This window comes from Wolbachia endosymbiont (group A) of Bombylius major (genome assembly GCF_947251895.1).
Taxonomy (GTDB): Bacteria; Pseudomonadota; Alphaproteobacteria; order Rickettsiales; family Anaplasmataceae; genus Wolbachia; species Wolbachia pipientis.
In genome coordinates this window covers 1,205,894-1,228,299 of record NZ_OX366395.1, presented here as the reverse complement: position 1 = coordinate 1,228,299, position 22,406 = coordinate 1,205,894, and the positions used below count along the sequence as shown (strand labels likewise).

At 35.7% G+C, this 22,406-nt stretch carries 20 protein-coding genes, 3 tRNA genes and 1 pseudogene; 11 read left to right on the top strand and 13 right to left on the bottom strand.

The genetic code is table 11. The features are described 5' to 3' along the window. Positions 1 to 32: 32 nt before the first annotated feature. Both dnaK and OPR49_RS05885 read right to left on the bottom strand, forming a co-directional pair. Positions 33 to 1,955 carry a molecular chaperone DnaK gene (gene dnaK / locus OPR49_RS05890; protein WP_265026935.1) on the bottom strand — a complete coding sequence of 641 codons (1,923 nt, stop codon included), beginning with the start codon at positions 1,953 to 1,955 and terminating at the stop codon, positions 33 to 35. An 87-nt stretch (positions 1,956 to 2,042) separates the two neighbouring features. Continuing rightward, complete coding sequence (locus tag OPR49_RS05885) at positions 2,043 to 3,815, bottom strand: Rne/Rng family ribonuclease (RefSeq protein ID WP_265026934.1); 1,773 nt, start codon at positions 3,813 to 3,815, stop codon at positions 2,043 to 2,045. A 149-nt stretch (positions 3,816 to 3,964) separates the two neighbouring features. Between OPR49_RS05885 and rpmG the strand changes: the two genes are divergently transcribed. Next, positions 3,965 to 4,165 carry a 50S ribosomal protein L33 gene (gene rpmG, locus OPR49_RS05880; protein ID WP_265026933.1) on the top strand — a complete coding sequence of 67 codons (201 nt, stop codon included), beginning with the start codon at positions 3,965 to 3,967 and terminating at the stop codon, positions 4,163 to 4,165. Between the two features lie 25 nt (positions 4,166 to 4,190). Beyond that, a complete protein-coding gene (locus tag OPR49_RS05875; protein ID WP_213863160.1) occupies positions 4,191 to 4,466 on the top strand; it encodes a helix-turn-helix domain-containing protein in 276 nt (91 codons plus the stop codon). A 399-nt stretch (positions 4,467 to 4,865) separates the two neighbouring features. Here OPR49_RS05875 and OPR49_RS05870 read toward each other — a convergent pair whose 3' ends face one another. Beyond that, positions 4,866 to 5,747 carry a zinc ABC transporter substrate-binding protein gene (locus OPR49_RS05870; protein WP_265026932.1) on the bottom strand — a complete coding sequence of 294 codons (882 nt, stop codon included), beginning with the start codon at positions 5,745 to 5,747 and terminating at the stop codon, positions 4,866 to 4,868. On the opposite strand from OPR49_RS05870, the gene OPR49_RS05865 reads away from it, so the two are divergent. Both OPR49_RS05865 and ubiB read left to right on the top strand, forming a co-directional pair. Next, positions 5,739 to 6,479 carry a metal ABC transporter ATP-binding protein gene (locus OPR49_RS05865; protein WP_265026931.1) on the top strand — a complete coding sequence of 247 codons (741 nt, stop codon included), beginning with the start codon at positions 5,739 to 5,741 and terminating at the stop codon, positions 6,477 to 6,479. The genes OPR49_RS05870 and OPR49_RS05865 overlap by 9 nt on opposite strands. Further along, complete coding sequence (gene ubiB, locus OPR49_RS05860) at positions 6,476 to 7,906, top strand: 2-polyprenylphenol 6-hydroxylase (protein ID WP_265026930.1); 1,431 nt, start codon at positions 6,476 to 6,478, stop codon at positions 7,904 to 7,906. Before OPR49_RS05865 ends, ubiB begins: the two co-directional genes overlap by 4 nt. Positions 7,907 to 8,322: 416 nt before the next feature. Here the strand turns inward: ubiB and OPR49_RS07680 are convergent, their stop codons facing one another. After that, positions 8,323 to 8,628, bottom strand: a complete 306-nt coding sequence (locus OPR49_RS07680) for a transposase (RefSeq protein WP_406833418.1) — start codon at positions 8,626 to 8,628, stop codon at positions 8,323 to 8,325. A 45-nt stretch (positions 8,629 to 8,673) separates the two neighbouring features. Here OPR49_RS07680 and OPR49_RS05855 point away from each other — a divergent pair, with 45 nt between their 5' ends. Beyond that, the gene (locus tag OPR49_RS05855; protein WP_265027486.1) at positions 8,674 to 9,762 is read left to right on the top strand and encodes an IS481 family transposase; all 1,089 of its coding nucleotides are present in this window, start codon (positions 8,674 to 8,676) and stop codon (positions 9,760 to 9,762) included. 36 nt (positions 9,763 to 9,798) lie between these two features. On the opposite strand, the pseudogene OPR49_RS05850 reads toward OPR49_RS05855, so the two are convergent. Further along, positions 9,799 to 10,902: pseudogene (locus tag OPR49_RS05850) on the bottom strand (magnesium transporter MgtE N-terminal domain-containing protein); the annotation flags it as partial. A gap of 200 nt (positions 10,903 to 11,102) precedes the next feature. Then, positions 11,103 to 11,178, bottom strand: a tRNA-Ala gene (locus OPR49_RS05845). A 406-nt stretch (positions 11,179 to 11,584) separates the two neighbouring features. Between OPR49_RS05845 and OPR49_RS05840 the strand changes: the two genes are divergently transcribed. Further along, a tRNA-Lys gene (locus OPR49_RS05840) sits at positions 11,585 to 11,657 on the top strand. A gap of 19 nt (positions 11,658 to 11,676) precedes the next feature. Next, positions 11,677 to 12,930 carry an NADH-quinone oxidoreductase subunit NuoF gene (nuoF, locus tag OPR49_RS05835; RefSeq protein ID WP_265027538.1) on the top strand — a complete coding sequence of 418 codons (1,254 nt, stop codon included), beginning with the start codon at positions 11,677 to 11,679 and terminating at the stop codon, positions 12,928 to 12,930. A 28-nt stretch (positions 12,931 to 12,958) separates the two neighbouring features. On the opposite strand, the gene infC is transcribed toward nuoF, so the two are convergent. The 4 genes from infC to nuoI form a co-directional block, all read right to left on the bottom strand. Further along, positions 12,959 to 13,477 carry a translation initiation factor IF-3 gene (gene infC, locus OPR49_RS05830; RefSeq protein WP_065094376.1) on the bottom strand — a complete coding sequence of 173 codons (519 nt, stop codon included), beginning with the start codon at positions 13,475 to 13,477 and terminating at the stop codon, positions 12,959 to 12,961. A gap of 12 nt (positions 13,478 to 13,489) precedes the next feature. Then, positions 13,490 to 15,391 (bottom strand): threonine--tRNA ligase, encoded by a 1,902-nt coding sequence (thrS, locus tag OPR49_RS05825; protein WP_265026928.1) that lies wholly within the window; start codon positions 15,389 to 15,391, stop codon positions 13,490 to 13,492. Next, positions 15,384 to 15,671, bottom strand: coding sequence for a hypothetical protein (locus tag OPR49_RS05820; protein WP_265026927.1), 288 nt, complete (start codon positions 15,669 to 15,671; stop codon positions 15,384 to 15,386). Before OPR49_RS05820 ends, thrS begins: the two co-directional genes overlap by 8 nt. A 115-nt stretch (positions 15,672 to 15,786) precedes the next feature. Next, complete coding sequence (gene nuoI / locus OPR49_RS05815; RefSeq protein ID WP_038199316.1) at positions 15,787 to 16,269, bottom strand: NADH-quinone oxidoreductase subunit NuoI; 483 nt, start codon at positions 16,267 to 16,269, stop codon at positions 15,787 to 15,789. A 220-nt stretch (positions 16,270 to 16,489) separates the two neighbouring features. Between nuoI and mnmE the strand changes: the two genes are divergently transcribed. From mnmE to OPR49_RS05795, 4 genes are all read left to right on the top strand, one after another. Continuing rightward, positions 16,490 to 18,025, top strand: a complete 1,536-nt coding sequence (gene mnmE, locus OPR49_RS05810; RefSeq protein ID WP_265026926.1) for a tRNA uridine-5-carboxymethylaminomethyl(34) synthesis GTPase MnmE — start codon at positions 16,490 to 16,492, stop codon at positions 18,023 to 18,025. A 47-nt stretch (positions 18,026 to 18,072) separates the two neighbouring features. Next, a tRNA-Ser gene (locus tag OPR49_RS05805) sits at positions 18,073 to 18,160 on the top strand. A gap of 176 nt (positions 18,161 to 18,336) precedes the next feature. After that, a complete protein-coding gene (locus OPR49_RS05800; protein WP_265026925.1) occupies positions 18,337 to 19,353 on the top strand; it encodes an NAD(P)/FAD-dependent oxidoreductase in 1,017 nt (338 codons plus the stop codon). Positions 19,354 to 19,960: 607 nt separating this feature from the next. Continuing rightward, complete coding sequence (locus OPR49_RS05795) at positions 19,961 to 20,122, top strand: hypothetical protein (RefSeq protein WP_265026924.1); 162 nt, start codon at positions 19,961 to 19,963, stop codon at positions 20,120 to 20,122. 20 nt (positions 20,123 to 20,142) lie between these two features. Here OPR49_RS05795 and OPR49_RS05790 read toward each other — a convergent pair whose 3' ends face one another. The 3 genes from OPR49_RS05790 to rpmF are packed head-to-tail and all read right to left on the bottom strand — an operon-like array spanning position 20,143 to position 22,376. Next, positions 20,143 to 21,153, bottom strand: coding sequence for a beta-ketoacyl-ACP synthase III (locus OPR49_RS05790; RefSeq protein ID WP_265026923.1), 1,011 nt, complete (start codon positions 21,151 to 21,153; stop codon positions 20,143 to 20,145). Then, positions 21,146 to 22,183 carry a phosphate acyltransferase PlsX gene (gene plsX / locus OPR49_RS05785; RefSeq protein ID WP_265027537.1) on the bottom strand — a complete coding sequence of 346 codons (1,038 nt, stop codon included), beginning with the start codon at positions 22,181 to 22,183 and terminating at the stop codon, positions 21,146 to 21,148. Before plsX ends, OPR49_RS05790 begins: the two co-directional genes overlap by 8 nt. Before the next feature lie 10 nt (positions 22,184 to 22,193). Next, a complete protein-coding gene (gene rpmF / locus OPR49_RS05780) occupies positions 22,194 to 22,376 on the bottom strand; it encodes a 50S ribosomal protein L32 (protein ID WP_010962967.1) in 183 nt (60 codons plus the stop codon). Positions 22,377 to 22,406 lie beyond the last annotated feature (30 nt).

The window sequence follows — 22,406 nt, the reverse complement described above, 5'->3', positions numbered from 1 at the left end:
CCCAGTATCAGCTACTTGGATGACAATCGCAATTACTTATTCTCTTCTTTATTATCTATGTCTTGATAATCAGAATCTACTACTTTTTCCTCTTTATCATTTGGATTTCCTTCTGATGAAAAGCCATTTTCAGCACTATTTTGTTGAGATGCTTGATACATAGCTTCTCCAAGTTTCATAGATAATTGAGAAAGATTAGTAACTTTCTGCTGTATTGAATCAGCGTCATCAATATTATCAGATTTACTAGCCTCTTTCAGTTCATTCAGTGCACTTTCAATAGCAGATTTATCTTCAGGTGAGACTTTATCACCATACTCTGTCAGAGACTTTTCTGTAGAATGGACTAAGCTATCCGCTTGATTCTTCACTTCAATAAACTTTTTGCGCTTTTCATCTTCTTGCGCTTTTTCTTCAGCTTCTTTTACCATGCGATTTATTTCATCATCAGATAGACCACCTGAAGATTGAATGCGTATTTTTTGCTCTTTTCCAGTAGCTTTATCTTTTGCAGAAACGTGCGCTATTCCATTTGCATCTATATCAAATGTTACTTCAATTTGTGGCCTTCCGCGCGGAGCAGGGGGTATTCCTTCCAAACTAAACTGGCCAAGTAGTTTATTATCAACTGCCAGTTTTCTTTCACCCTGATGCACCTTGATTGTAACAGCTGTTTGGTTGTCTTCTGCAGTTGAAAATACTTGAGATTTTTTAGTAGGAATTGTAGTATTACGCTCAATAAGTGGAGTGAATACTCCTCCTAGAGTTTCAATACCAAGAGAAAGTGGAGTCACATCAAGTAGTAACACATCTCTTACATCACCTTGAATGATCCCCGCCTGTATTGCAGCTCCAATTGCTACAACTTCATCAGGGTTAACTCCTCTATGTGGATCTTTGCCAAATAATTCTTTAACTTTTTCTATAACTTTTGGCATACGAGTCATGCCACCAACGAGAACCACTTCGCCAATTTGACTAGCAGACAAACCAGCATCCTCAAGAGCTTTTTTACAAGGAGCTATAGTTCTTTCGATTAAATCATTCACTAAACTTTCAAGTTTTGCTCTCGTTAATTTCATATTTAAGTGTTTTGGGCCACTTGCATCAGCTGTAATAAACGGTAGATTTATTTCCGTTTCCATTGCGCTTGATAATTCAATTTTTGCTTTTTCAGCAGCTTCTTTGATTCTTTGCATAGCCATTGGATCATTTCTCAAATCAATACCATTACTTTTCTTGAATTCATCTAGTAAATAACTCACTACTCCATTATCAAAGTCTTCACCTCCAAGATGGGTATCACCGTTTGTCGCTTTCACTTCGAAAACTCCATCGCCTATTTCAAGTATTGAAACGTCAAATGTACCACCACCAAGGTCATATACTACTATTGTGTGCCCATGTTTCTTATCAAGACCATAAGCAAGTGCTGCAGCAGTCGGTTCATTTACTATTCTGAGTACATTTAATCCGGCAATTTTTCCTGCATCTTTTGTTGCTTGACGTTGAGAGTCGTTGAAGTATGCTGGCACTGTTATCACAGCATCTTTTACTTCCTCCCCAAGATAAGCTTCTGCTGCCTCTTTCATGTTTTGTAGTATAAATGCACCAATTTGACTAGGAGAATATTCTTTATTATCAGTTGTTTTAACCCATGCATCACCACTTTTTGCTGCAAACACTTTATACGGCACGTTTAGATTTTTGATTTCAGAATCACCATATTGACGGCCTATTAATCTCTTAGTAGCAAAAAAGGTATTACTTGCATTGGTGGTTGCTTGTCTTTTTGCAGGAGCGCCAATCAACCTTTCTCCTGACGAAGTAAATGCAACTATAGATGGGGTAGTTCTTGCCCCTTCTTTATTTTCTATTACCTTTGTATCCTTGCCCTGCATTATTGCAACACAAGAATTTGTTGTTCCAAGATCTATGCCTATTGCTCTTCCCATAATGAGTACCCCATTGTAAATATTATCTGATATAAGAATATATAAGTATAGGACTCATTAATTACAAGCCCAACTTAGGATTTCTAGTTAGTCATTAGAACTTAAAAGGCGCGAAAGCCACTTAGTCAGCCAAAAATTGCCTCGTAGTTTATTTGAATTATCAGCTTCTTCATTGCTGCTATCCCCAATTTGGTATCCAGAGTTCTGTAATGGCTTATAACCGTTTAAATTAACATCATCTCCTTGTTTTAAAACAAATGTGTTTACATCTAAACTGTTATCAATACTGACGTTCAATGTAATATTAAACTCTTTTTCGATTGTAGAAACTGTATTGCGTTTGTTATTAAAAATGTGCGCTATAACTGCACTGTGCGCTACTAAATCAAAAGACTTATTTCGATTCTTGTTAGCAATATGTTGTAAATCCCTTAGTATTGATGAAACAATTACTTCGTTTGATTTTATTCTTCCAGTACCTTTGCAGTGTAAACATTCTGTAGTATTAATTTCTTGTATGTTTGGTTTAATTCTTTGTCTTGAAAATACCATTAAACCAAAGTCATTTATGTAGCTAAATTGAACTTTAGCTTTATCGTCTTTAAACGCTTGCTTTATAGCAGACTCAACAGCTCTGCAATACTGATATTTCAACATGTCAATAAAATCGACTACTATTAATCCTGATAGGCCTCTAAGATTCACCTGTCTTGATATTTCAGGTACTGCTTCCATATTGGTTCTATAAGCTGTTTCTTCTATGCTATCTTCTCCTGTCATCTTTCCTGAATTTACGTCTATTGAAACAAACGCCTCAGTTAAAGTGATTATCAAAGACCCACCAGATGGCAACTCTACTCTATTGCTATATAACTCAGAAATTTGATCTTCGATCCCGTAGTAAGTAAAGATCGGAACATAACCTCTATACAATCTATAGCGCAACTTACTACCTTTTAGTGCATTATTAGCATATTGCTTAACTGCTTCAAAAGCTTCCTTTCCAGACACTATAACTTCTATACCATCGCTACAAAAATCACGAACAGATCTCATAATTACATCTGCTTCGTTGTAAATTAATGATGGAGCATTTACAGAGAAGGCATTTTTTTGAATGCTCTGCCATAATGAGGATAAGTAATTGTAATCTTGCTCAATTTCTTTCTTACTTTTTCCTGAACCAACAGTTCTTACTATTAAACCTGATCTTTTTGGCAAGTTTATTAAATTTAGTATATCCTTTAACTGCTTTCTGACATTAGCATCTTCAATTCTGCGAGACACTCCTCTTTTACTCATGGAATTTGGCATGAAAACACAGTATCTACCCACTAAAGTTATGTATGTTGTAAATGAAGCTCCTTTATTGCCTCGTTCCTCTTTAGTTAGCTGAACCAATACTTTTTGATTTACTGAAATAACATCTTGTAATTTGTATTTTTTATATAAAGGTACCTCTCTTACAAAACCACTACCTGATTCGTTGACATTCTTACTAGCTGCAGAATCTGAAGAGACATTTGCTATGGTATCGTTCCCTTTTTCTGTATAATCGTCATTTGAGTAGCTCTCAAAGATAGTTTCCTTTTCTTTTTCTGGAATATTGAAGTAATCTAGAGATATCTCGGAAAAAGACAAAAAACCTTGCTTATTTTTTCCATATTCGATAAATACGGCTTGCAAAGAAGGCTCTATACGCTTTATATAAGCAACGTATATATTACCTCTTAATTGTTTTTTTTCCTTGAATTCTTGTTCAAATTCTACAACCTTATTATTAACTGACAAGGCAACTCTTACCTCATTAGAACAGGTGGAATTTTCTATCAATAATAACCTTTTACCACTATTTGCCACTTATTTACCGTTTGCTTTTCATTCTGAAGTTAACTTCATGCTACTTAATGCACTGTTGATTGTCAAGAATTTTACGATCTGCATTATTCGGTTGACTTTTAGTGTTTTGCGTAATAAACTCGCATAGAATTTATTATATCATTATAAGTATGGCGAAAAAAAATGCTTCTTTGCTCGTTAAGTTAGTTAGCACTGCAATCAAGACAACAAAAACTGGTGAAGAAAAATCAACAGGTTATTTTTATGTAAAAAAGCGTAATCCAAAAAAGCTCACCAAAAAACTGGAGTTTAGGAAGTATGACCCAGTAGTCAGAAGGCATATGTTATTTAAAGAAGAAAAACTAAAGTAATTTTTTTATAAGGGATTTTATTATTATGCAAAATTTACAATTAAGTTATCCTATAATAGTAGAGTTGGGAGATGTAAAAGATACAAAACTGAAATTAATAAAGATCATTGCACAATTAATAAGTAAGAAGTATACAACACAGAAAAAAGCAGCAAACGCTCTAAAGATTGATCAACCTAAAGTATCTCAAATCAATAGGTCAAAAATCGAAGGGTTCTCCTTAGAATACTTGCTTAACTTATTGATTGTATTGGGCCAAGACATAAACGTAAGAATAAAGCATAATTCTAAACCTGCATAATATGGTATCCGTTCAGCGGAGTGGCAAAATAAGGTAGACAAGATAAATCAATCCCGGTGTCAAGCACTGGGATGACAAGGTATAAACCTTATCGTCATGCCGCCGCGAACCGTCATACCGCGATTCATTCGCGGTATCTCTAGATCCCGCTAACAAGTAGCGGGATGACGGTTATCAGGCCAGCACCCCTACAATGTCATCCCAGTGCTTGACACTGGGATCCAGGAAGTTTATTAAGTTAGCAAGCATAAAAGTAGCCGTTTTATGTTAAAATACAACGTTTTGATAATTATGAAAAAGCTGGATTCCAGTGTCAAGCACTGGAATGACACCATTTGTTGTAAACTCACTTCTTCTTGATTTGCAGAACAATAAAACAGTAAGCTAAAAGGGAACTTATTACTCAACAAAACAAGACTTAAAATTTTGTGCAATGCTATTGATTATAGCTAGATATGCATCTTTTCCAGGCTCTATGTCTGATCTAATAGGATCAAGAACTACCATTTTTGCGTCATTAGAAAGGGCGTTAGGCTTTATGCTATCTTCCTGTGAATGAGCAAATATACATTTAACGTTTTCTTCCTTCATTATCTTTTTTAGCTTCATTAAACTCTTCATACCTATGTAAGAATCCTCTTCTATAGAAAGAATAGCGCTTGGGTGATTTAGACCGAAATATTTTTCAAAATATTGATAAGCATCATGAGTAACGATGTATTTTTGATTTTTAAAATCATTCAATTCTTTCATGATTTCTTTTACTTCTTGGTCTATTTTTTTTATAGCTTTTGTTGCATTAGAACTGTATCGATGGGAATTTTCTTTGTCTATGTTAGACAATGTTGCACTTATAGAAAGTATCATGCTCTTTGCATTTTCGGGACTCAGCCACATGTGTAAATCTTTTTCATCTTGAATGTGAGTGATTTTTCTAGAAAATGAATGTGGCCGAGCAGGAAGTAGGTTGATTGCCTTTGACAATTGCACTAGTTCTTTATTATTTTTGGCGAAAGTTTGAACAAACGTCTCTAAGTTATCGTCAACATAAAATATAACGTCACTTGATTCTAAATTACTCGCATCAGATGGCTTTAATATATAATTATGCGCAGATGTTGCATAGCCAAGCAATTCCGATTCTAAAATCCCTTCTGTAACAGAAGCTACAAGTGAGTGGATAGGTTTGATTGTAGCTACAATTTTTAAATTGGATGAAAAGGCAATATTATAGTATAATGTAAGTGAAAGTAATAGAAAAAAAGCCAGTAAATGTCTCATATAAATGTTGAGAAGAAGTTAAATTTTGTCAATAAATTGAATAATGTCAATAATCGTGTTCTAAAAATAGAAAATCTTGCTCTCACGTATGATGGTAAAAGAATCCTTGACAATATTAATATGTTCATGGAAAGAGGAGACATAATTACAATACTTGGTCCAAATGGTGGAGGTAAAACCTCTTTAGTGAAAGCAATTTCTGGTATAAATAAAAATTATACTGGAAATATTGTGTTAGCTGAGAACACAAAAATTAGCTACATGCCGCAAAATTTTAGTGTTAGTAATTTGATGCCAATAACAGTTGAATATTTCCTTTTAAATAGCTCCTTGAAAAGATTAAAGAAAAATCAATCCATTATTACAGAAACGATAGAGTTGGCTGGTATCGGTAACATTTTGAAAAATCAAGTATTAGAAATTTCTGCAGGGCAAACACAATTATTACTGCTTGCACGTTGTTTAATTGCAGAGCCTGACTTGATCATTCTAGATGAGCCAGTTAGTGCAATGGATATTAACGCACGGGCTAAGTTCTATGATATTATAAGCAAAATAGCAAAAAACCGATTAGTGTCGATTCTTATGACTTCTCATGATCTTAACTCTGCTCTACCATGCTCAGATTACATAATTTGTATAAATAATACTGTCTACTGCCAAGGTAAGCCTGATGAGATTATGAAGAATAAAACCCTAAATGAAATATTTAGCAGTTACGCAGCGAAATGATTCAAAATATTTTGCGTCTTCTGCACATAACTACGGTGCTGACGCGTTACAATATATTACCTTATTTACTTCCACCATCAAAGAAATCAATAAATAAAATACAAGGTCACAAGCTAAAGTGTGCTCTTGAAAAATTAGGTCCGGTATTCATTAAGTTTGGGCAGTCTATCTCATCACGTACTGATGTTTTAAATGAGGATATAACAAATAACTTGTTATTGATATGTGATAGATTGCCATCGTTTTCACATAAAATAGCAGTTAAAACTATAGAAAGTGAGTTTAATTGTAAATTGAGCGACATTTTTTCAAGCTTTTCTGAAAAACCAATTGCAGCAGCATCGATTTCTCAGGTGCATAGAGCGGTTACAACTGAAGGTAAAGAAGTTGCTGTAAAGGTTTTAAGGCCAAATATTGAGAAAACATTCTCAAGGGATATAAAGATGCTTTCTTGGCTTGCGGAAATTGCAGAAAAATTTAGCGAACAATCAAAAAGGCTGAGGCCAATTGAATTAGTCAAAACTTTTGCTGAAATTTGCCGATTAGAGTTAGATCTACGTTTTGAAGCTGCTCACTCTTCGGAACTAAAGGAAAACACAAAAAATGACAGAGGTTTTTACGTACCTGAAGTAGATTGGAATAGAACTTCGAAAAAGGTTTTAACATTAGAATGGATAGAAGCAACGCCAATATACGAAGTTGAAAAACTGAATAATCGTAAGCAAATAGCTATCAATCTTATAGAATCGTTTTGCAATCAAGTATACAGGGATTGTTTTTTTCATGCTGATATGCATCCTGGAAATCTAATGGTTGAGAGTAATAACAATATTATTGCCCTGGATTGTGGAATCATGGGTAGAATAGATCGTGAGACATGCTATTACGTTATAGAGATACTCAAAGGCTTTTTAAATCGGGATTATGATCACGTTGCAAAAATGCACTTTAAAGCTGGTTACGTTTCATCACAGCATAGAAATTTTGTCACAGCTTGCAGGGCAATAGGTGAACCCATTATTGGGCAGCCTATACAGAAGATTTCATTTGCTAGTTTACTTGCTCAGCTATTAAAAATAACTGGTGATTTTGATATGAAAGTTCAAACACAATTGTTATTGCTGCAGAAAACTATGATTTTACTGGAAGGGACATGTAGAAAGATCTACCCAGAAATCAATATGTGGAAAGTAGTTGAAGCGTGGATAAGCAGTCAACATGAAAGTAAAATAGGGTATAGGGAAAAAATTAGAAGTTCTTATCCTGTAAAAACAATCCAAGGGATATTTAGCCTTATAGAAAAATTAAACCTAATAGCTGATAAAAAATTAGAAAACATCCAAATTAAAAATAAATCAAATGGAAAAGTCTATTTTTTATTGTGGTTTGTAATTATAATTCTAATCGTTAAACTTTTAATTTCTTAAACTATGGGAAAAAACTGCGTCAAATCCAATTTTTATTCAACTTAATTTTTAATCTGCAGGAGCCGAGTTGAGAATGTCCAATTTTCCACTTTCTTTATGTATCTGTTCAGCAGAGTGGCAAAATAAGGTAGACGAGAAAAGACAACTATAGGAACAAATGGGTGTCATGCCAGTGCGTGACACTGGCCTCTTGTTTCAATGTTAAACAAAATACCATAGAATTCAAAAAGACAATTCCTAGAAAATTTCTACATCCAAAAAAGGCATAAGTTATGTTAATGCTGTTTGAATGAGATGATATAAAGATAAGCCAAATTTTTACAAAGAAAACATTTCAAGCAGCAAGACACCTTTGATTGAAAGAGAGCACCAAATTTATGGGGTGAGTAACTGCGCTATTTCAACTATAGTATTTTCTAAAACGAATGATAAACGTCTAAAATGGTATTACCAACTAAAAGGTGTAAGTCTGTACATTGATGCATTAGAGGTCTGAGGCGACTTTTGATGGTGTGCCAACAATGCTCTATCGGATTTAGATCAGGTGAATATGTTGGAAGATAAAGCAAATGACAGCCAAAAGACTCTATTAATGACTTTGTTTTGGGAGTTTTATGGAATGTAGCATTATCCATAACTATGGTTGTATCACGCTGTAATTGTGGAAGTAATCTTCGCTCTAACCATACATTAAATGTATTAAACAGGACTTGATATGACACTTTAAAAAAGTAAGTTAAGAATAATAAAAATAAGGAGTGTTAGAAATGAGTACAATACAAACAAAAATACTAAAACCAAAACTAGGATTACTAGAGCTAGCAAAACAATTAGGAAATGTGTCTCAAGCGTGCAAAGTGATGGGATACTCAAGAGATACATTTTATCGATTCAAGGAGTTATATGAAAATGGGGGAGAAGAAGCATTACATGAAATAAGTAAGAAAAAACCGCTATTAGCAAACAGAGTTTCGGAAGATATAGAAAGAGCAATAATTGGCATAGCTACAGAATTTCCTGCATATGGACAAGAAAGAGCTGCAAATGAGCTGAGAAAAAGAGGTATAATAATTTCCCAAGGAGGAGTAAGATCTGTATGGCTAAGAAATGACCTTGAAACTTTGAAAAAGAGACTTAAAGCACTGGAGGCAAAAGTAGCTCAAGACGGAATCATTTTAACTGAAGAACAACTTGCAGCTTTAGAAAAAGTGAAAGAACAAAGGGAAGCTCATGGTGAAATTGAGACGCAACATCCAGGTTATTTGGGTTCTCAAGATACCTATTATGTGGGCAATATCAAAGGCATAGGGCGCATTTATCAGCAAACTTTTGTTGATACTTATTCCAGAGTTGCAATGGTTAAACTTTACACGGACAGAACAGCTATTACAGCTGCAGATCTTCTTAACGATAGAGTTATCCCATTTTTTGATGAGCAGAGAATTCCATTATTACGCATTCTAACTGATAGGGGTACGGAGTATTGTGGCAAGCCCGAAAATCACGCTTATCAGCTATATTTAGGAATCGAAAATATCGATCATTCTAGAACCAAAGCCAACTCTCCACAAACTAATGGCATATGTGAAAGATTCCATAGAACTATGCAAGATGAGTGTTACAATATTATCTTTAGAAAGAAAATCTACTATTCTTTGGAGGATCTACAGATCGATGTTGATCATTGGTTGCGTTCTTACAATGAGACAAGGCCTCACTCAGGCAAATACTGCTATGGCAAAACACCTATGCAAACGTTTTTTGACAGTAAACATATTGCTTTTCAGAAAAATATTAGTAGCATTAAACAACAGCCTGATATTAGTTTTGACTACGTCAATTCTTCTGTCAGTTAATTCTTCTCTGTCAGATTAAATCTTGTCTTTTACATTTCGCAGACTATTTACTAAAGCTTTCAACTGGTCACCTTCTAATTCTTTGGAAAGTATCGTCAAGTGGTGCTCAGCTAAGTCTTTTGCAAGCACTGTAAATTGCTCGTCATTTAAAGTTTTAATAAGTGCTTTGAACTGATCCACTTTTAAGTGAGGTAAAATTTCTTTTACTTGCTCTGGATTTAAGTCTCTAATTAGAGCTTCAAGCTGAGCATCATTTAAAATAGGAACAATTATTTGTAACTTTTCTGGATTTAGTTCCTGAGCAAGAGTTTGTAATTGGTGATTGGTTAGATGATCCACCAAAGCTTTAAGTTGTTCATCTGTTAAGTTCTCTGCTAAAGCCTGCAACTGGTTTGAACTCAGTTCAGGAATTATTTTTTGTAGCTGTCCATCCGTTAAATTCTGTGCAAGAACCTGCAGTTGATTTGAATTCAGTTCAGGAATTATTTTTTGTAGTTGCTCGTTACTAAGAGTATTGGCAAGAGTTTTTAGTTGGTCGTCTGTTAGGCCCTGAATAAAAACTTTGATAAACGTGCTTGATAGCAACAGTAGCACATCTCTTATATGTCTCTCACCGTAGTATAACATAATGTCTTGTAATACCTTATTGTCAGGTGAATCGATTATATTTCCTGCCTCGTCTGAAAAATAATATTTATTGTTGCCAGTATCTGAATCTTCCCATGTTACATATTTGTATTCCAATTTTTTTGATTTAATAGAACTGCCACAAATAGTTTTGAAAGGCTGCACAAGTTCTCTTGTATATGATAACTTAGCCAACTCATTACCGTAATATACAAATGTATGGTTACTTTTTAAATAATCTAAGTTAGAATCACTTTTATAATCTTTAGCTACCAGATTTCCTTCATTTTCTTCCTCCAAACATATGTAACTGTCTATGCAATAACTGCTGCAAAGTTTTATAGGTAATAAGCCTAGTACTACATCGTTTTTATCATCCAGCGATACAAGCTCAACTTTTTTAATAGACATTGTAGGATTATAACCTTCAGGCCACCTTATCACTTTAGTCGGGGTTTTTCTAAACACCTCTTTTCCAGGCACCATCTTAAAAACATGCTTTTTTCCACTCATAAATATGACCTAATAAATTTAATTATAGTTATTCTAACATTTATTGATTAATTTATTGTTAAGTTAGTATATATCAGAATTATAATAACAAACATTGCTTGCATAAAGAAAAGTTACAGAAAGAGGGATTTTTTAGGGAACCAGTATAAAATACTCATGGGCTAAAATAAGCTGACTTTATGATATGCTAGAACCTATATTGGTGGAGGCAAGCGGGATCGAACCGCTGACCTTCTGCGTGCAAAACAGATGCTCTACCAGCTGAGCTATGCCCCCAATTCTTGCTTAAAGCATAAATCACTCAGGCTGAAATGCAAGAAATATTTATCTGTTATAGCTAAACTGACTTAGATTTACCGACAATTTGAAAAATCGTCATTCCGCTACTAGTTAGCGCCGCGGCGGTATGATGTGTTAGCTATAGGCTATTGCTAAATAGTGCACAAATTCTGCAGGGTATATACAGTTTTCTATTTTTCTTGTCTCCTTAGCGTTATACTTCACACCATCCAAATAAATCTGTGAATTGAAAATTAACAAGAAGTTTTCCTTTAAAAATTTTTTAACTAAATTATCACTAACGCAGTATATTATATAATTTATTTAACCACACATGAAAATTTTAGTTTGATTAAAACGGATAAAAACTGTATTGATGTTTAGTATAGCTGAAAAATGAAATGATCCCGTAGCTCAGCCGGTAGAGCAACTGACTTTTAATCAGTGGGTCACGCGTTCGAATCGCGTCGGGATCACTCACAAATTTTGAAAAACATGCTAAAAGAACAAGACAAAATATTCACCAACCTAAATGGTAAAGAAACTCCACTACTTGAGGGTGCAAAAAAACGTGGTAGCTGGCAAAAAACAAAAGAATTACTGGATTTAGGATCAGAAAAAATCATTGATGAAGTAAAGAAATCTGGTTTGAGAGGTCGAGGGGGTGCAGGATTTTCCACCGGCCTTAAGTGGAGCTTTATGCCCAAAAATCTCCCAAAAGCATATTTAGTAGTCAATGCAGATGAGTCAGAACCTGGTACATGTAAAGATAGAGATATATTGCGATATGAGCCACATAAGTTACTTGAGGGAATTCTCCTGGCCAGCAGAGCGATCAGCGCATCAGCTGCATATATTTATATCAGGGGTGAATTTTATAATGAATATTTAGTTCTAAAAAAAGCACTTGAGGAAGCCTATAAAGAAAACTTAATTGGAAAAAATGCCTGCAAATCAGGTTATGATCTTGATGTGTTTATCCATAGGGGTGCAGGAGCTTACATATGTGGAGAAGAAACAGCTCAACTTGAATCAATTGAAGGAAAAAAGGGCTTTCCTCGCATGAAGCCTCCATTTCCTGCAGGTGTTGGACTTTTTGGCTGCCCAACCACAATAAACAACGTTGAAACTATAGCCATGGTTCCAGATATTCTAAATCGCGGAGGAGAATGGTTTGCATCTCTTGGTAAACCAAATAATACTGGTACCAAGGTCTTTTGTATTTCAGGGCACATAAACAACCCGTGTAATGTTGAAGAAGAGCTCGGAATTCCACTACGTGAATTAATTGAAAAATACGCAGGTGGAGTGCGAGGAGGTTGGGATAATTTACTTGCTGTAATACCTGGTGGGTCTTCAGTGCCATTAATTCCAAAATCTATATGCGATACTATTGAAATGGATTTTGATTCATTAAGAACTGCACAATCAGGGCTTGGTACTGCTGCTGTAATAGTGATGGATAAATCAACTGATATAATAGCTGCAATAGAGAGGTTATCACACTTTTATATGCATGAGTCCTGTGGACAATGCACACCATGCCGTGAAGGTACTGGATGGATGTGGAGGATTATGAAGAGGATGGTGGCAGGAGATATTAAACCTGATGAAATAGATAAGCTGCTTGACCTTACAACTCAAATAGAAGGACATACAATTTGCGCGCTTGGCGATGCTGCAGCTTGGCCGATTCAAGGATTAATAAGACATTTTCGCCATGTTATCAAAGAGAGAGCGATAATTTAACTTTACTTATACTTCTTAAGCCGTTTTGCTACTTAGCAACCAGAGCTAAAAAATATTGATTCCCTTCTCTTTTAGGTGCCAATTCTACCTTTGCGATATCTTCAGTGTCTCGAATTAGCCGTTCTAATTTTTCCAGTCCAACTTCAGTGTTTATAAGCTCTCTCCCTCTAAATCTCATTGTGACTTTAATTTTATGTCCGTGGGCAAGTAAGTCTCTTGCTTGACGCAATTTTGTTCCGTAATCGTGATCACCAATATTGGGACCCAGTTTAATTTCTTTTATAGTTAATGTTTTTTGTTTCTTTTTTGCTTCACTTGCTTTCTTTTTTATATCATACTTTTGTTTGCTATAATCCAGAATTTTACATACTGGAGGGGTTGAATCAGGTGCAATTTCTACCAAGTCTAAACCAACACCCTGTGCAAGCTCCAAAGCTCGTTCTATTAGCACGATTCCGACCATTTCACCACTATGATCAACTAAACGTACCTCCTTAGCTGTGATGAATCCATTAATTCTGTTTTTATTGTTCTTTTTAACTTGCAAACTTTAACTCCCTTAATTCAAATTAATACTTTTTAACAACAATTCAATAGCCTTCTCCAAAGAAAAAGACTCCTGTCTTTCCGATCCTAAATTTCTCACTGACACAGTTTTACTTGTAACTTCATTTTTGCCTACAATCCACAATATAAGAACCTTGTTTAGACTATGCAAACGTATCTTATAACTAATTTTTTCATTGGTCAAATCAGTCTTGACTCTCACACCTTGTTCTTTTAAGACATTGCTGATTTCTGTGGCGTAACCGTCAGCCTCATTTGTAATGGTTAGAATAGCAAGTTGCGTTGGAGCAAGCCAAACTGGAAATTTTCCTGCGTAATTTTCTATCAAAATTCCAATAAAACGCTCAAAAGTCCCAAGAATTGCCCTATGTAACATGACAGGGTGATGCTTGTGTCCATCTGCCCCTATATAAAAAGCTCCCAGACGTTCTGGTAAAATGAAATCAACTTGTAATGTTCCACATTGCCAGCTTCTGCCTATTGCATCTTTTAAAACAAACTCTAGCTTTGGACCATAAAATGCACCTTCACCAGGATTAAGTTTATAACTCAAGCCCGCTTCTTTAACGGCTTCAAGCAGCGCTTTTTCAGCTCTATCCCATACTTCATCATTACCTGCTCTAATATCTGGACGGTCTGAAAATTTCACAGAAATTTCATTAAATCCAAGCTCTGAATATACTTCTTTTAAAAGGTCACAAAACTTTATAGTCTCAGAATTCACTTGTTCTTCCATACAAAAAATGTGTGCATCGTCTTGCGTAAAACCACGCACTCGCATCAGTCCGTGCAATGAGCCTGAGCTTTCATTTCTATGGCATGTGCCAAACTCTGCCATACGTATTGGTAAATCACGGTAGCTCCTGGTGTGAGAATTAAAAATCTGCACATGACAAGGACAATTCATGGGTTTTATTGCTAACTTTTTATTCTCAGATTCGTCAACAATAAACATATTTTCACGAAACTTATCCCAATGTCCAGATCTTTCCCACAGCTCTTTACTTACTAAAATAGGAGTTTTTACCTCAAAATAGCCATTATTTATTAGCTTCTTTCTGATGTAAGACTCAAGAACATTATATAGAATATATCCTTGTTCATGCCAAAAAACCTGCCCAACAGCTTCCTCTTGAATGTGAAATAAATCCATATCCTTAGCAATTTTGCGGTGATCACGTTTTTCTTCTTCTTTGAGGCACTCAAGGTAAGCGTTTAATTCATCCTTATTTCTCCATGCTGTACCATATATTCGCTGCAACATTGGGCCCTTTGCATCACCTCGCCAGTATGCACCCGCTACTTTCATAAGTTTAAACGCTTTAACTCTGCCGGTTGATGGTGAGTGCGGACCACGACATAGGTCAATAAAATCACCTTGCCTATAAACAGTTAGGTTTTCACCCTCTGGTATGGATGAGATAATATCAACCTTATATTTTTCGCCTATACCACTAAAGAAATCAATTGCCTGCTTGCGAGTCCAAACTTCTCGAACAAATCTGTGGTTACTTTTTATAATCTCTTTCATTTTCTTTTCTATTGCGGTAAGATCGTCCGTAGTGAAGGTACGATCTGTAGCAAAATCATAGTAAAAACTATCCTGAATTGTTGGGCCGATAGTAATCTGAGTATTAGGAAATAGCTCTTTTACTGCCTGTGCCATTATATGAGCAGCATCGTGCCTTATTATATCCAAACCCGCTTCGTCACTAAGTTTTATCACTTTTATCTCTGCATCAGCTTCAATTTCACGTGAGAGGTCATATAGCTCACCATTTACTTTCAATGCAACTACTTCTTTCAAAGCATCCGGTTGTAATATATCAAAGCCAGTGACTTTACCACTGTATTCTTTTACTTTTTGTTCGGTTGAAAAAGTAATCCTAACCATAAATAAACCTATACGGACATGTAGCTTGAAGGCGGTTTGCTTCTTCCAACGGTGTCATCCCAGTGTCACGCACATAGCCATACGAACATTCATTTTCGAAGCTAAATTGCATAGCAAATGGTGTCATTCCAGTGCTTGACACTGGAATCCAGCTTTTTTGTAATTTCATTGAAAATGTTGTATAGTGTGCTTGTTCACAATCAATTTTACTGGATCCCAGTGTCAAGCACTGGGATGACACCTTTGTGTTTGAGGCAAAACAGGCTATAACATTTAACATACTGCCCTCGCAAACAAATGTTCGTACAGTTGTGTATCAGCTACTGGGATGACACCACCCCTAGTGGGCACTGCCCCTAAATCATAATGGATAACAGGGTTATAAGCTCTGAACATTAATAATAAGGCCTATTCTTTTTTAACCTGAGTGCAATTGCGTCTTCCCAAACTTCACCATTACGCAATAACTTTTCTTTATTGTACATTAGCTCCTCTCTTGTTTCAGTAGCAAATTCAAAGTTAGGACCTTCAACAATTGCATCAACTGGACATGCCTCTTGGCAAAGTCCGCAGTATATGCATTTTGTCATATCAATATCATAGCGCGTGGTGCGGCGACTACCGTCTTCTCTTTCCTCTGCTTCAATAACTATTGCTTGAGCAGGGCAGATAACTTCACATAATTTACAAGCTATGCATCGTTCTTCACCGTTTGGATACCTACGCAACGCATGCTCACCACGAAACCTTGGACTTAAAGGGCCCTTCTCCATAGGATACCTCAAAGTAACCTTTGGCTTAAACATATATTTTAATGTAATAACAAACCCTTTAATTAACTCTACAAAAGACCAGTACCAAGCTAATTTCTTGAGCATAAAATATTTAAAACTTGTGTCAGTCATTATAAATCATATTATCAGTTTTCAAAATAAATATTTTCACCTGGATGATCTTTACAGTTTTTTTATATAATATATTCATTAATATGATAGTGTTATATTACTATAAATTGACAAGATAAATAAAATTTAGATGTTTTCAAATTAGGTATTTTGGTTCCTTAAGTATAACATTGCTAAGTAGTTTATATAAATAATGACAAACACAAATGAAACTATTTTCGCTTTGTCGACCGTATTTGGTAAGTCAGGAGTTGCAGTAATCAGAATTTCAGGCAATTACGCGCTTAAAGCTTTAAATCATTTTCATATTAAGAAAGAAATTAAACCAAGATTTGCTACTTTAGTTGATCTATATGATGATTCCAGTCAATTGATAGATAATGGAATAATCATCTATTTCCCTGCTCCAAACAGTTTCACTGGCGAGAACGTTATAGAGTTACAAGTGCATGGAAGCAAGGCAGTTATAAAAATCATCTTGGAGGAATTATCAAAAGTTTTCGTTATGGCCAAGCCTGGAGAATTCTCACTTAGGGCTTTTCTAAATGGTAAATTTGACTTAACGCAAATAGAAGGGATTGCAGACTTAATTGATGCTGAGACGAAAATGCAAGCTAAACAAGCGATTAAGCAGATATCAGGAGAATTGGAGAGACTATACAGCAATTGGAGGCAAAGATTAATAACGATACAATCCAAAATCGAAGCATATATAGACTTTCCAGAGGACATTTGGGCAGAAAAAAGTGAATTGGAAAAAATTAATAATGAAGTGCAATCTCTCGTGCAGTTGATACAAGAGCATTTAAATGATAATAGACGGGGCGAAAGGTTGCGTGAGGGTTTACATATTGTAATAACTGGTGAACCAAATGTCGGTAAATCAACTCTGTTTAATTTCTTAGCCAAGCGTGATATTGCTATTGTTTCTGAATATGCAGGCACAACAAGAGATATACTTGAAGCTCATATTGACATTGGCGGATACCCAATCATTCTCTCTGATACTGCTGGAATTCGTGAGAGTTCAGATCCAATAGAATCAGAAGGTATAAGTCGAGCGAAAAAAAGGTCTTTTGAAGCTGATTTAAGAATAGAACTATTTCCTTTTGAACAACGACACGATGTCAACTATCAAGCCGCAGGCAATATACCATCTGTCGTTGACACACAACTATGCAAATATTGTAATCAACAAACGGTGTCATCCCAGTGCGTGACACTGGGATCCAGATATAAAAATACTTGCAAATTATGCAATAGACAATGGATTCTAGAAACATGTGCTGAAAACAATGTTCATGATGAGATAAGCTGGATTCCAGTGTCAGCTACTTGCATGACATCAGACCAAAATGACACCATTTATGTTCTGAGCAAAGCTGACGATGCAATTAATGACAGAAATATACTGATTGGCGGTGTAGATTTTCTACCTATTTCTATTTTAAAGGGAATAGGCACAAACAAGTTGATCTCCCTCATAAAAGAGAAGGCAGAGGAAAAATTTGGGCATGATAGAGACACTCCTGTGATTACTCGGCAAAGACATAGGAATCACATGAAGAAAGCACTGGAACATTTACAACGTTTTAATATCGATAATCCAATTGAGTTGATATCTGAAGATTTGAGGCTTGCTGCATTTGAACTTGGTGCGGTGATTGGAATTATTGATGTTGAGGAAATATTGAGTAGTGTGTTTAGCAACTTTTGCGTGGGCAAGTAAAGCTTTTATAGATTGCTTAAAATCAAATGTTGTGATAGAAAAGAAATGGACGGATGGCCGAGCGGTTTAAGGCACCAGTCTTGAAAACTGACGTACGTGATGAGCGTACCATGGGTTCGAATCCCATTCCGTCCGCACGCTACTTTTAGCATCCCACTATGTTAGCTGATTTTTAGAGCTTATTTGGACTATGTGGTTCGTAACGCTGGAAATCTTATCTAATCTAGCCACATTTTTAAAAATACATCCCTTTGTAAATTGACCTTATTAGCGAAGAAAGCTAATATCTATAAATAGATTACCATCTGAATATGAAAACCGATATAGTAATAATAGGTTCAGGGCCTGTTGGAATATTCACTGCTTTTCAAGCGGGAATGCTTGATATGAAATGTCATATAATAGATGTTTTGGATCAAGCAGGAGGACAATGCACTGCTCTTTACCCAGAAAAGCCAATATACGATATACCTGGTTATCCTGTAATTACTGCCCAAAAATTAATTGAACGACTAACGGAGCAAGCTTCACCATTTGAGCCCGTTTACCATTTAAGTCAAAAAGTGGAAAAGATTTCGAATAACTGCGATCAAAGCTTTATTATCATAACTAATACAGGCAAAGAGGTAAAATGTAAGGCTGTTATTGTTGCTGCAGGTAACGGAATGTTTGAACCTAACCGTCCACCCTTAAGTGGTATATTAGAATATGAAAATAAATCTGTATTTTATAGTGTAAATAAAATTTCTGATTTTCAGGACAAAACTATAGTCATTGCAGGGGGGGGTGATTCTGCGGCTGATTGGACCGTAGAACTTTCTAAAGTTGCAAAGAAAATTTATGTGATACATAGGAGAAAGGAATTTCGCTGCACTCCTGAAACTAGAAATAAATTAGAATCACTTGAAAATGATGGAAAGATAGAACTGGTAGTGCCATATCAATTACACGAACTAGCAGGAGGTAATGGGCAGTTGAGCGCAGTGATAGTAAAAAACATTGCCTCTAAGGAAGAAAAAGAAATATCCGCTGATTTTTTGCTGCCATTTTTTGGATTGTCAATGAATCTTGGTCCAATAAACAATTGGGGTATAGAGTTAGAACATAGCCGCATAGTTGTTGATCCGACTACCTTAAAAACCAGTAGAGATAGGATATATGCAATCGGAGATATAGCTACTTATTCAGGCAAACTAAAGTTAATATTAAGTGGTTTTGCTGAGAGTGCCATGGCTTGTTATGACATATACAAAGTAATCCACAACTCTCCAGTCAATTTTCAATATTCAACTTCAAAGGGAATCCATGGAAAAGAAAAACTTGCTTGACACCCTTCGCCGGCCCCCTTATCATGAAACTGAAGCTATTTATTTATCTTCGCAATCTCTGCAGTGGATTAATGACAAAAAAACTTAATGTATTTGGCGTAAATCATGCTTAATTTTTTGCACTATGTGCACCTCATGTCTTTATAAAACTTTTAGGTTTCTACCTATACAAGCCGAAACGCGCTTATAAAGCGTTTAAGACAGTAAAAGACGTCAAATAGACAAGGGAGAATTTGAATACTAGCTACCCTAGGGTTTCTTTGCCTTTTTTTCCACTTAGTAAATTTCTTAACGTTTATAATTTAGATTAGTTGCGGCTTAAAAGCAGCTGAATCGCGGTTATTAAGCGTTTAGAATAAAAAAACGCCATACTTGAAAGTATAATGTAAGTAATTAGCCAACCACGGGGCTTCTTTTGCCTTTTTTTCTGTTTAGTAAATTTCTTAATGTTTATGGCTAGCATGAAGCTAAGTACGAACTTTGTTAAACACAACAAATGGTGTTATCCCAGTGCTCCTTTTTTTGTCATCCCAGTGCTTGACACTGGGATCTAGTTTTCCATATAATCTCATCGAAAATGTTGTAACCACTTTCTGTGCTAGTTTGCTTGCTTACAAGCAAACTTTCCTGGATCCCAGTGTCAAGCACTGGGATGACAGGGGAGGGAGGCTACTTGGATGACACCATTTTTTTCCTGGATCCAAGTAGTCAGGGCACTGAGATGACAGGAGAAAGAGGCACTGGAATGACAAAGAGGGTACTTGGATGACAGGAGGTAATGCAGGAAGTCTAATAGTGCAGCAACACGGAACCCCAGGTCAGGCCTGCACCTATTGAAATCAGCAGTACCAGATTTCCTGATTTTATTTTTGATTCTTGTATTGCATAGTCTAAGGCCAGTGGAATTGATGCCGCTGAGGTGTTTGCATGCTTATCAACGGTATTAATCACTTTCTCTATAGGAAAATCTAATTTCTTTACTACTGCTTCAATAATACGAATGTTTGCTTGATGGGGAATTAACCAGTCAATATCAGTGATTTTCAAATTATTGCATTTCAGAGTTTCCTCTACTGAGGCTGTTAACTTATCCACTGCATGTTTAAACACTTCTCTTCCATTCATGCATATTTTTCCAGAATCACCAGTTGAGGATATCCCTCCGTTCGTACATAGTATGTCCACATTGCCATCAGAATATAGGCTAGTTGAAATTATACCTTTTGTAACCCCCTTCTCTGCCACCCAAGTATCAGCATCATTTGTTGGAATGACGTTAAAATGACATGCTGATTTCATTATTACTGCACCAGCACCATCACCAAAGAGTACACAAGTTGACCTATCTTCCCAGTCAACAATCCTAGACATTATTTCAGCACCAATAACGAGCGCATATTTAATTCTATTGTTAGATTTTATGAGCGAATCAGCAGCTGTAACTGCATATATAAAACCAGAGCATGCTGCTTGTACATCAAAAGAAAATGCATTTTTACATTTTAACTTACTTTGTACAATCGTTGCACAGCTAGGCAAAGTTTTATCAGGTGTTGTTGTTGCAACTACAATTAAATCAATTTCATCCACTGAAATTTTAGCTTTTTCTATAGCACTTTTTGCTGCATTTACAGCTAGATCTGACGTTAATGCTCCTTCATCTGCTATATGCCTTTGAACTATTCCTGTTCTCTGCCTTATCCATTCATCGCTTGTCTCAACCATCGATGCAATTTCGTTGTTACTCAGCATTTTTCTTGGTAGGTAAGATCCAGTGCTTAATATGAAACTCTTATTCAATATGACTTACCCCGTTAATTATCTTTTGATTTAAATTTTCACTAATTGCATTTACTGCAAATTTTATGGCATGGGCAAAAGAAATAGCATCAGAATTTCCATGACTTTTAATGATGATACCATTCAGCCCTAAAAACATAGCTCCACTTCTAATTTTGGGGTTAAAACGCGTTAATGCTTTATTTAGTTTGGATTTTAACAATATACCAACAAGCATTTTCACTATCCACGAGTTGAATACTTCCTGCTTTATTAGATTGATAAAGGTACTAGCGGTTGCCTCAGCCGTTTTGAGCATTACATTGCCAACAAAACCATCAGCAACAATCACATCTATATTACCCTCTAAAAATTCACTTGCCTCTATATATCCTTTGAAATTAATGCCAGAAGCGTTTTTAAGCAACTCAAAAGCGCCGCGCACTGAGTCATTACCTTTAACTTCTTCTGTACCGATATTTAGCAAAGCAACTTCTGGATTGTCAATTTTTAATGCTATTTTTGCAAATATACTACCCATTAACGCAAATTGAAATAATGAGTCGGCATTACAATCAACATTTGCACCAAGGTCAAGCAAAGCGAAGCTTTTTGTCTTAGTTGGACAGATAGAGGCAATAGCAGGACGATAAATATTTGGTAATGTTCCTAAAATAAATCTGGAAATTGCCATCAACGCTCCGGTGTTGCCTGAAGATACCACTCCGAAAGCTTTACCTTCTTTCACTGCAACAATTGCAGCTTTCATACTTGAGTCTTTACGATGTCTCAGCGCAAAAGATGGCTTATCATTTGCAAGAACATTGTCAGAACAATGAGTAAACTCAGAATTGTTACTTACTTTTTTGTATTTTGAAAGCAAAGGAGATACTTCTTCCTTATCTCCATAAATATGAAAAAAAACTTTAATGCCTGGGTCAACAAGATTATCCAAAAAAAAACCAGCACCCTGAATTACGGAAAGAGGCGCAAAATCGCCCCCCATAGCGTCAAGTGCAATAACTATATTATTATTGACCGTAGATAACATATCATAATAGTCATTCTGCCTGTTGCTTAATGAAAACTCGTTTTCCTTTGTAACTGCCATCGACTGCTACATTGTGAGGCAACATGAATTCCCCAGTTGTTGAACATACCACAACATTCTTAGGCTCAATAGCATGATGAGAACGATGCATATTACGCCTTGACTTTGACTTTTTTCTTTTTGGAACTGCCAAAACTTCCTCCATTCTACTACAAAATTCAAT

Bases quoted from the DNA above. Each gene is read 5' to 3' on its own strand.
- thrS (WP_265026928.1), bottom strand. From the start codon at position 15,391: ATGGTTAGGATTACTTTTTCAACCGAACAAAAAGTAAAAGAATACAGT.
- OPR49_RS05875 (WP_213863160.1), top strand. From the start codon at position 4,191: ATGCAAAATTTACAATTAAGTTATCCTATAATAGTAGAGTTGGGAGAT.
- dnaK (WP_265026935.1), bottom strand. From the start codon at position 1,955: ATGGGAAGAGCAATAGGCATAGATCTTGGAACAACAAATTCTTGTGTT.
- ubiB (WP_265026930.1), top strand. From the start codon at position 6,476: ATGATTCAAAATATTTTGCGTCTTCTGCACATAACTACGGTGCTGACG.
- mnmE (WP_265026926.1), top strand. From the start codon at position 16,490: ATGACAAACACAAATGAAACTATTTTCGCTTTGTCGACCGTATTTGGT.
- OPR49_RS05800 (WP_265026925.1), top strand. From the start codon at position 18,337: ATGAAAACCGATATAGTAATAATAGGTTCAGGGCCTGTTGGAATATTC.
- OPR49_RS05865 (WP_265026931.1), top strand. From the start codon at position 5,739: ATGTCTCATATAAATGTTGAGAAGAAGTTAAATTTTGTCAATAAATTG.
- rpmG (WP_265026933.1), top strand. From the start codon at position 3,965: ATGGCGAAAAAAAATGCTTCTTTGCTCGTTAAGTTAGTTAGCACTGCA.
- OPR49_RS05855 (WP_265027486.1), top strand. From the start codon at position 8,674: ATGAGTACAATACAAACAAAAATACTAAAACCAAAACTAGGATTACTA.
- OPR49_RS05820 (WP_265026927.1), bottom strand. From the start codon at position 15,671: ATGTTAAATGTTATAGCCTGTTTTGCCTCAAACACAAAGGTGTCATCC.
- nuoF (WP_265027538.1), top strand. From the start codon at position 11,677: ATGCTAAAAGAACAAGACAAAATATTCACCAACCTAAATGGTAAAGAA.
- nuoI (WP_038199316.1), bottom strand. From the start codon at position 16,269: ATGCTCAAGAAATTAGCTTGGTACTGGTCTTTTGTAGAGTTAATTAAA.
- OPR49_RS05870 (WP_265026932.1), bottom strand. From the start codon at position 5,747: ATGAGACATTTACTGGCTTTTTTTCTATTACTTTCACTTACATTATAC.
- plsX (WP_265027537.1), bottom strand. From the start codon at position 22,183: ATGTTATCTACGGTCAATAATAATATAGTTATTGCACTTGACGCTATG.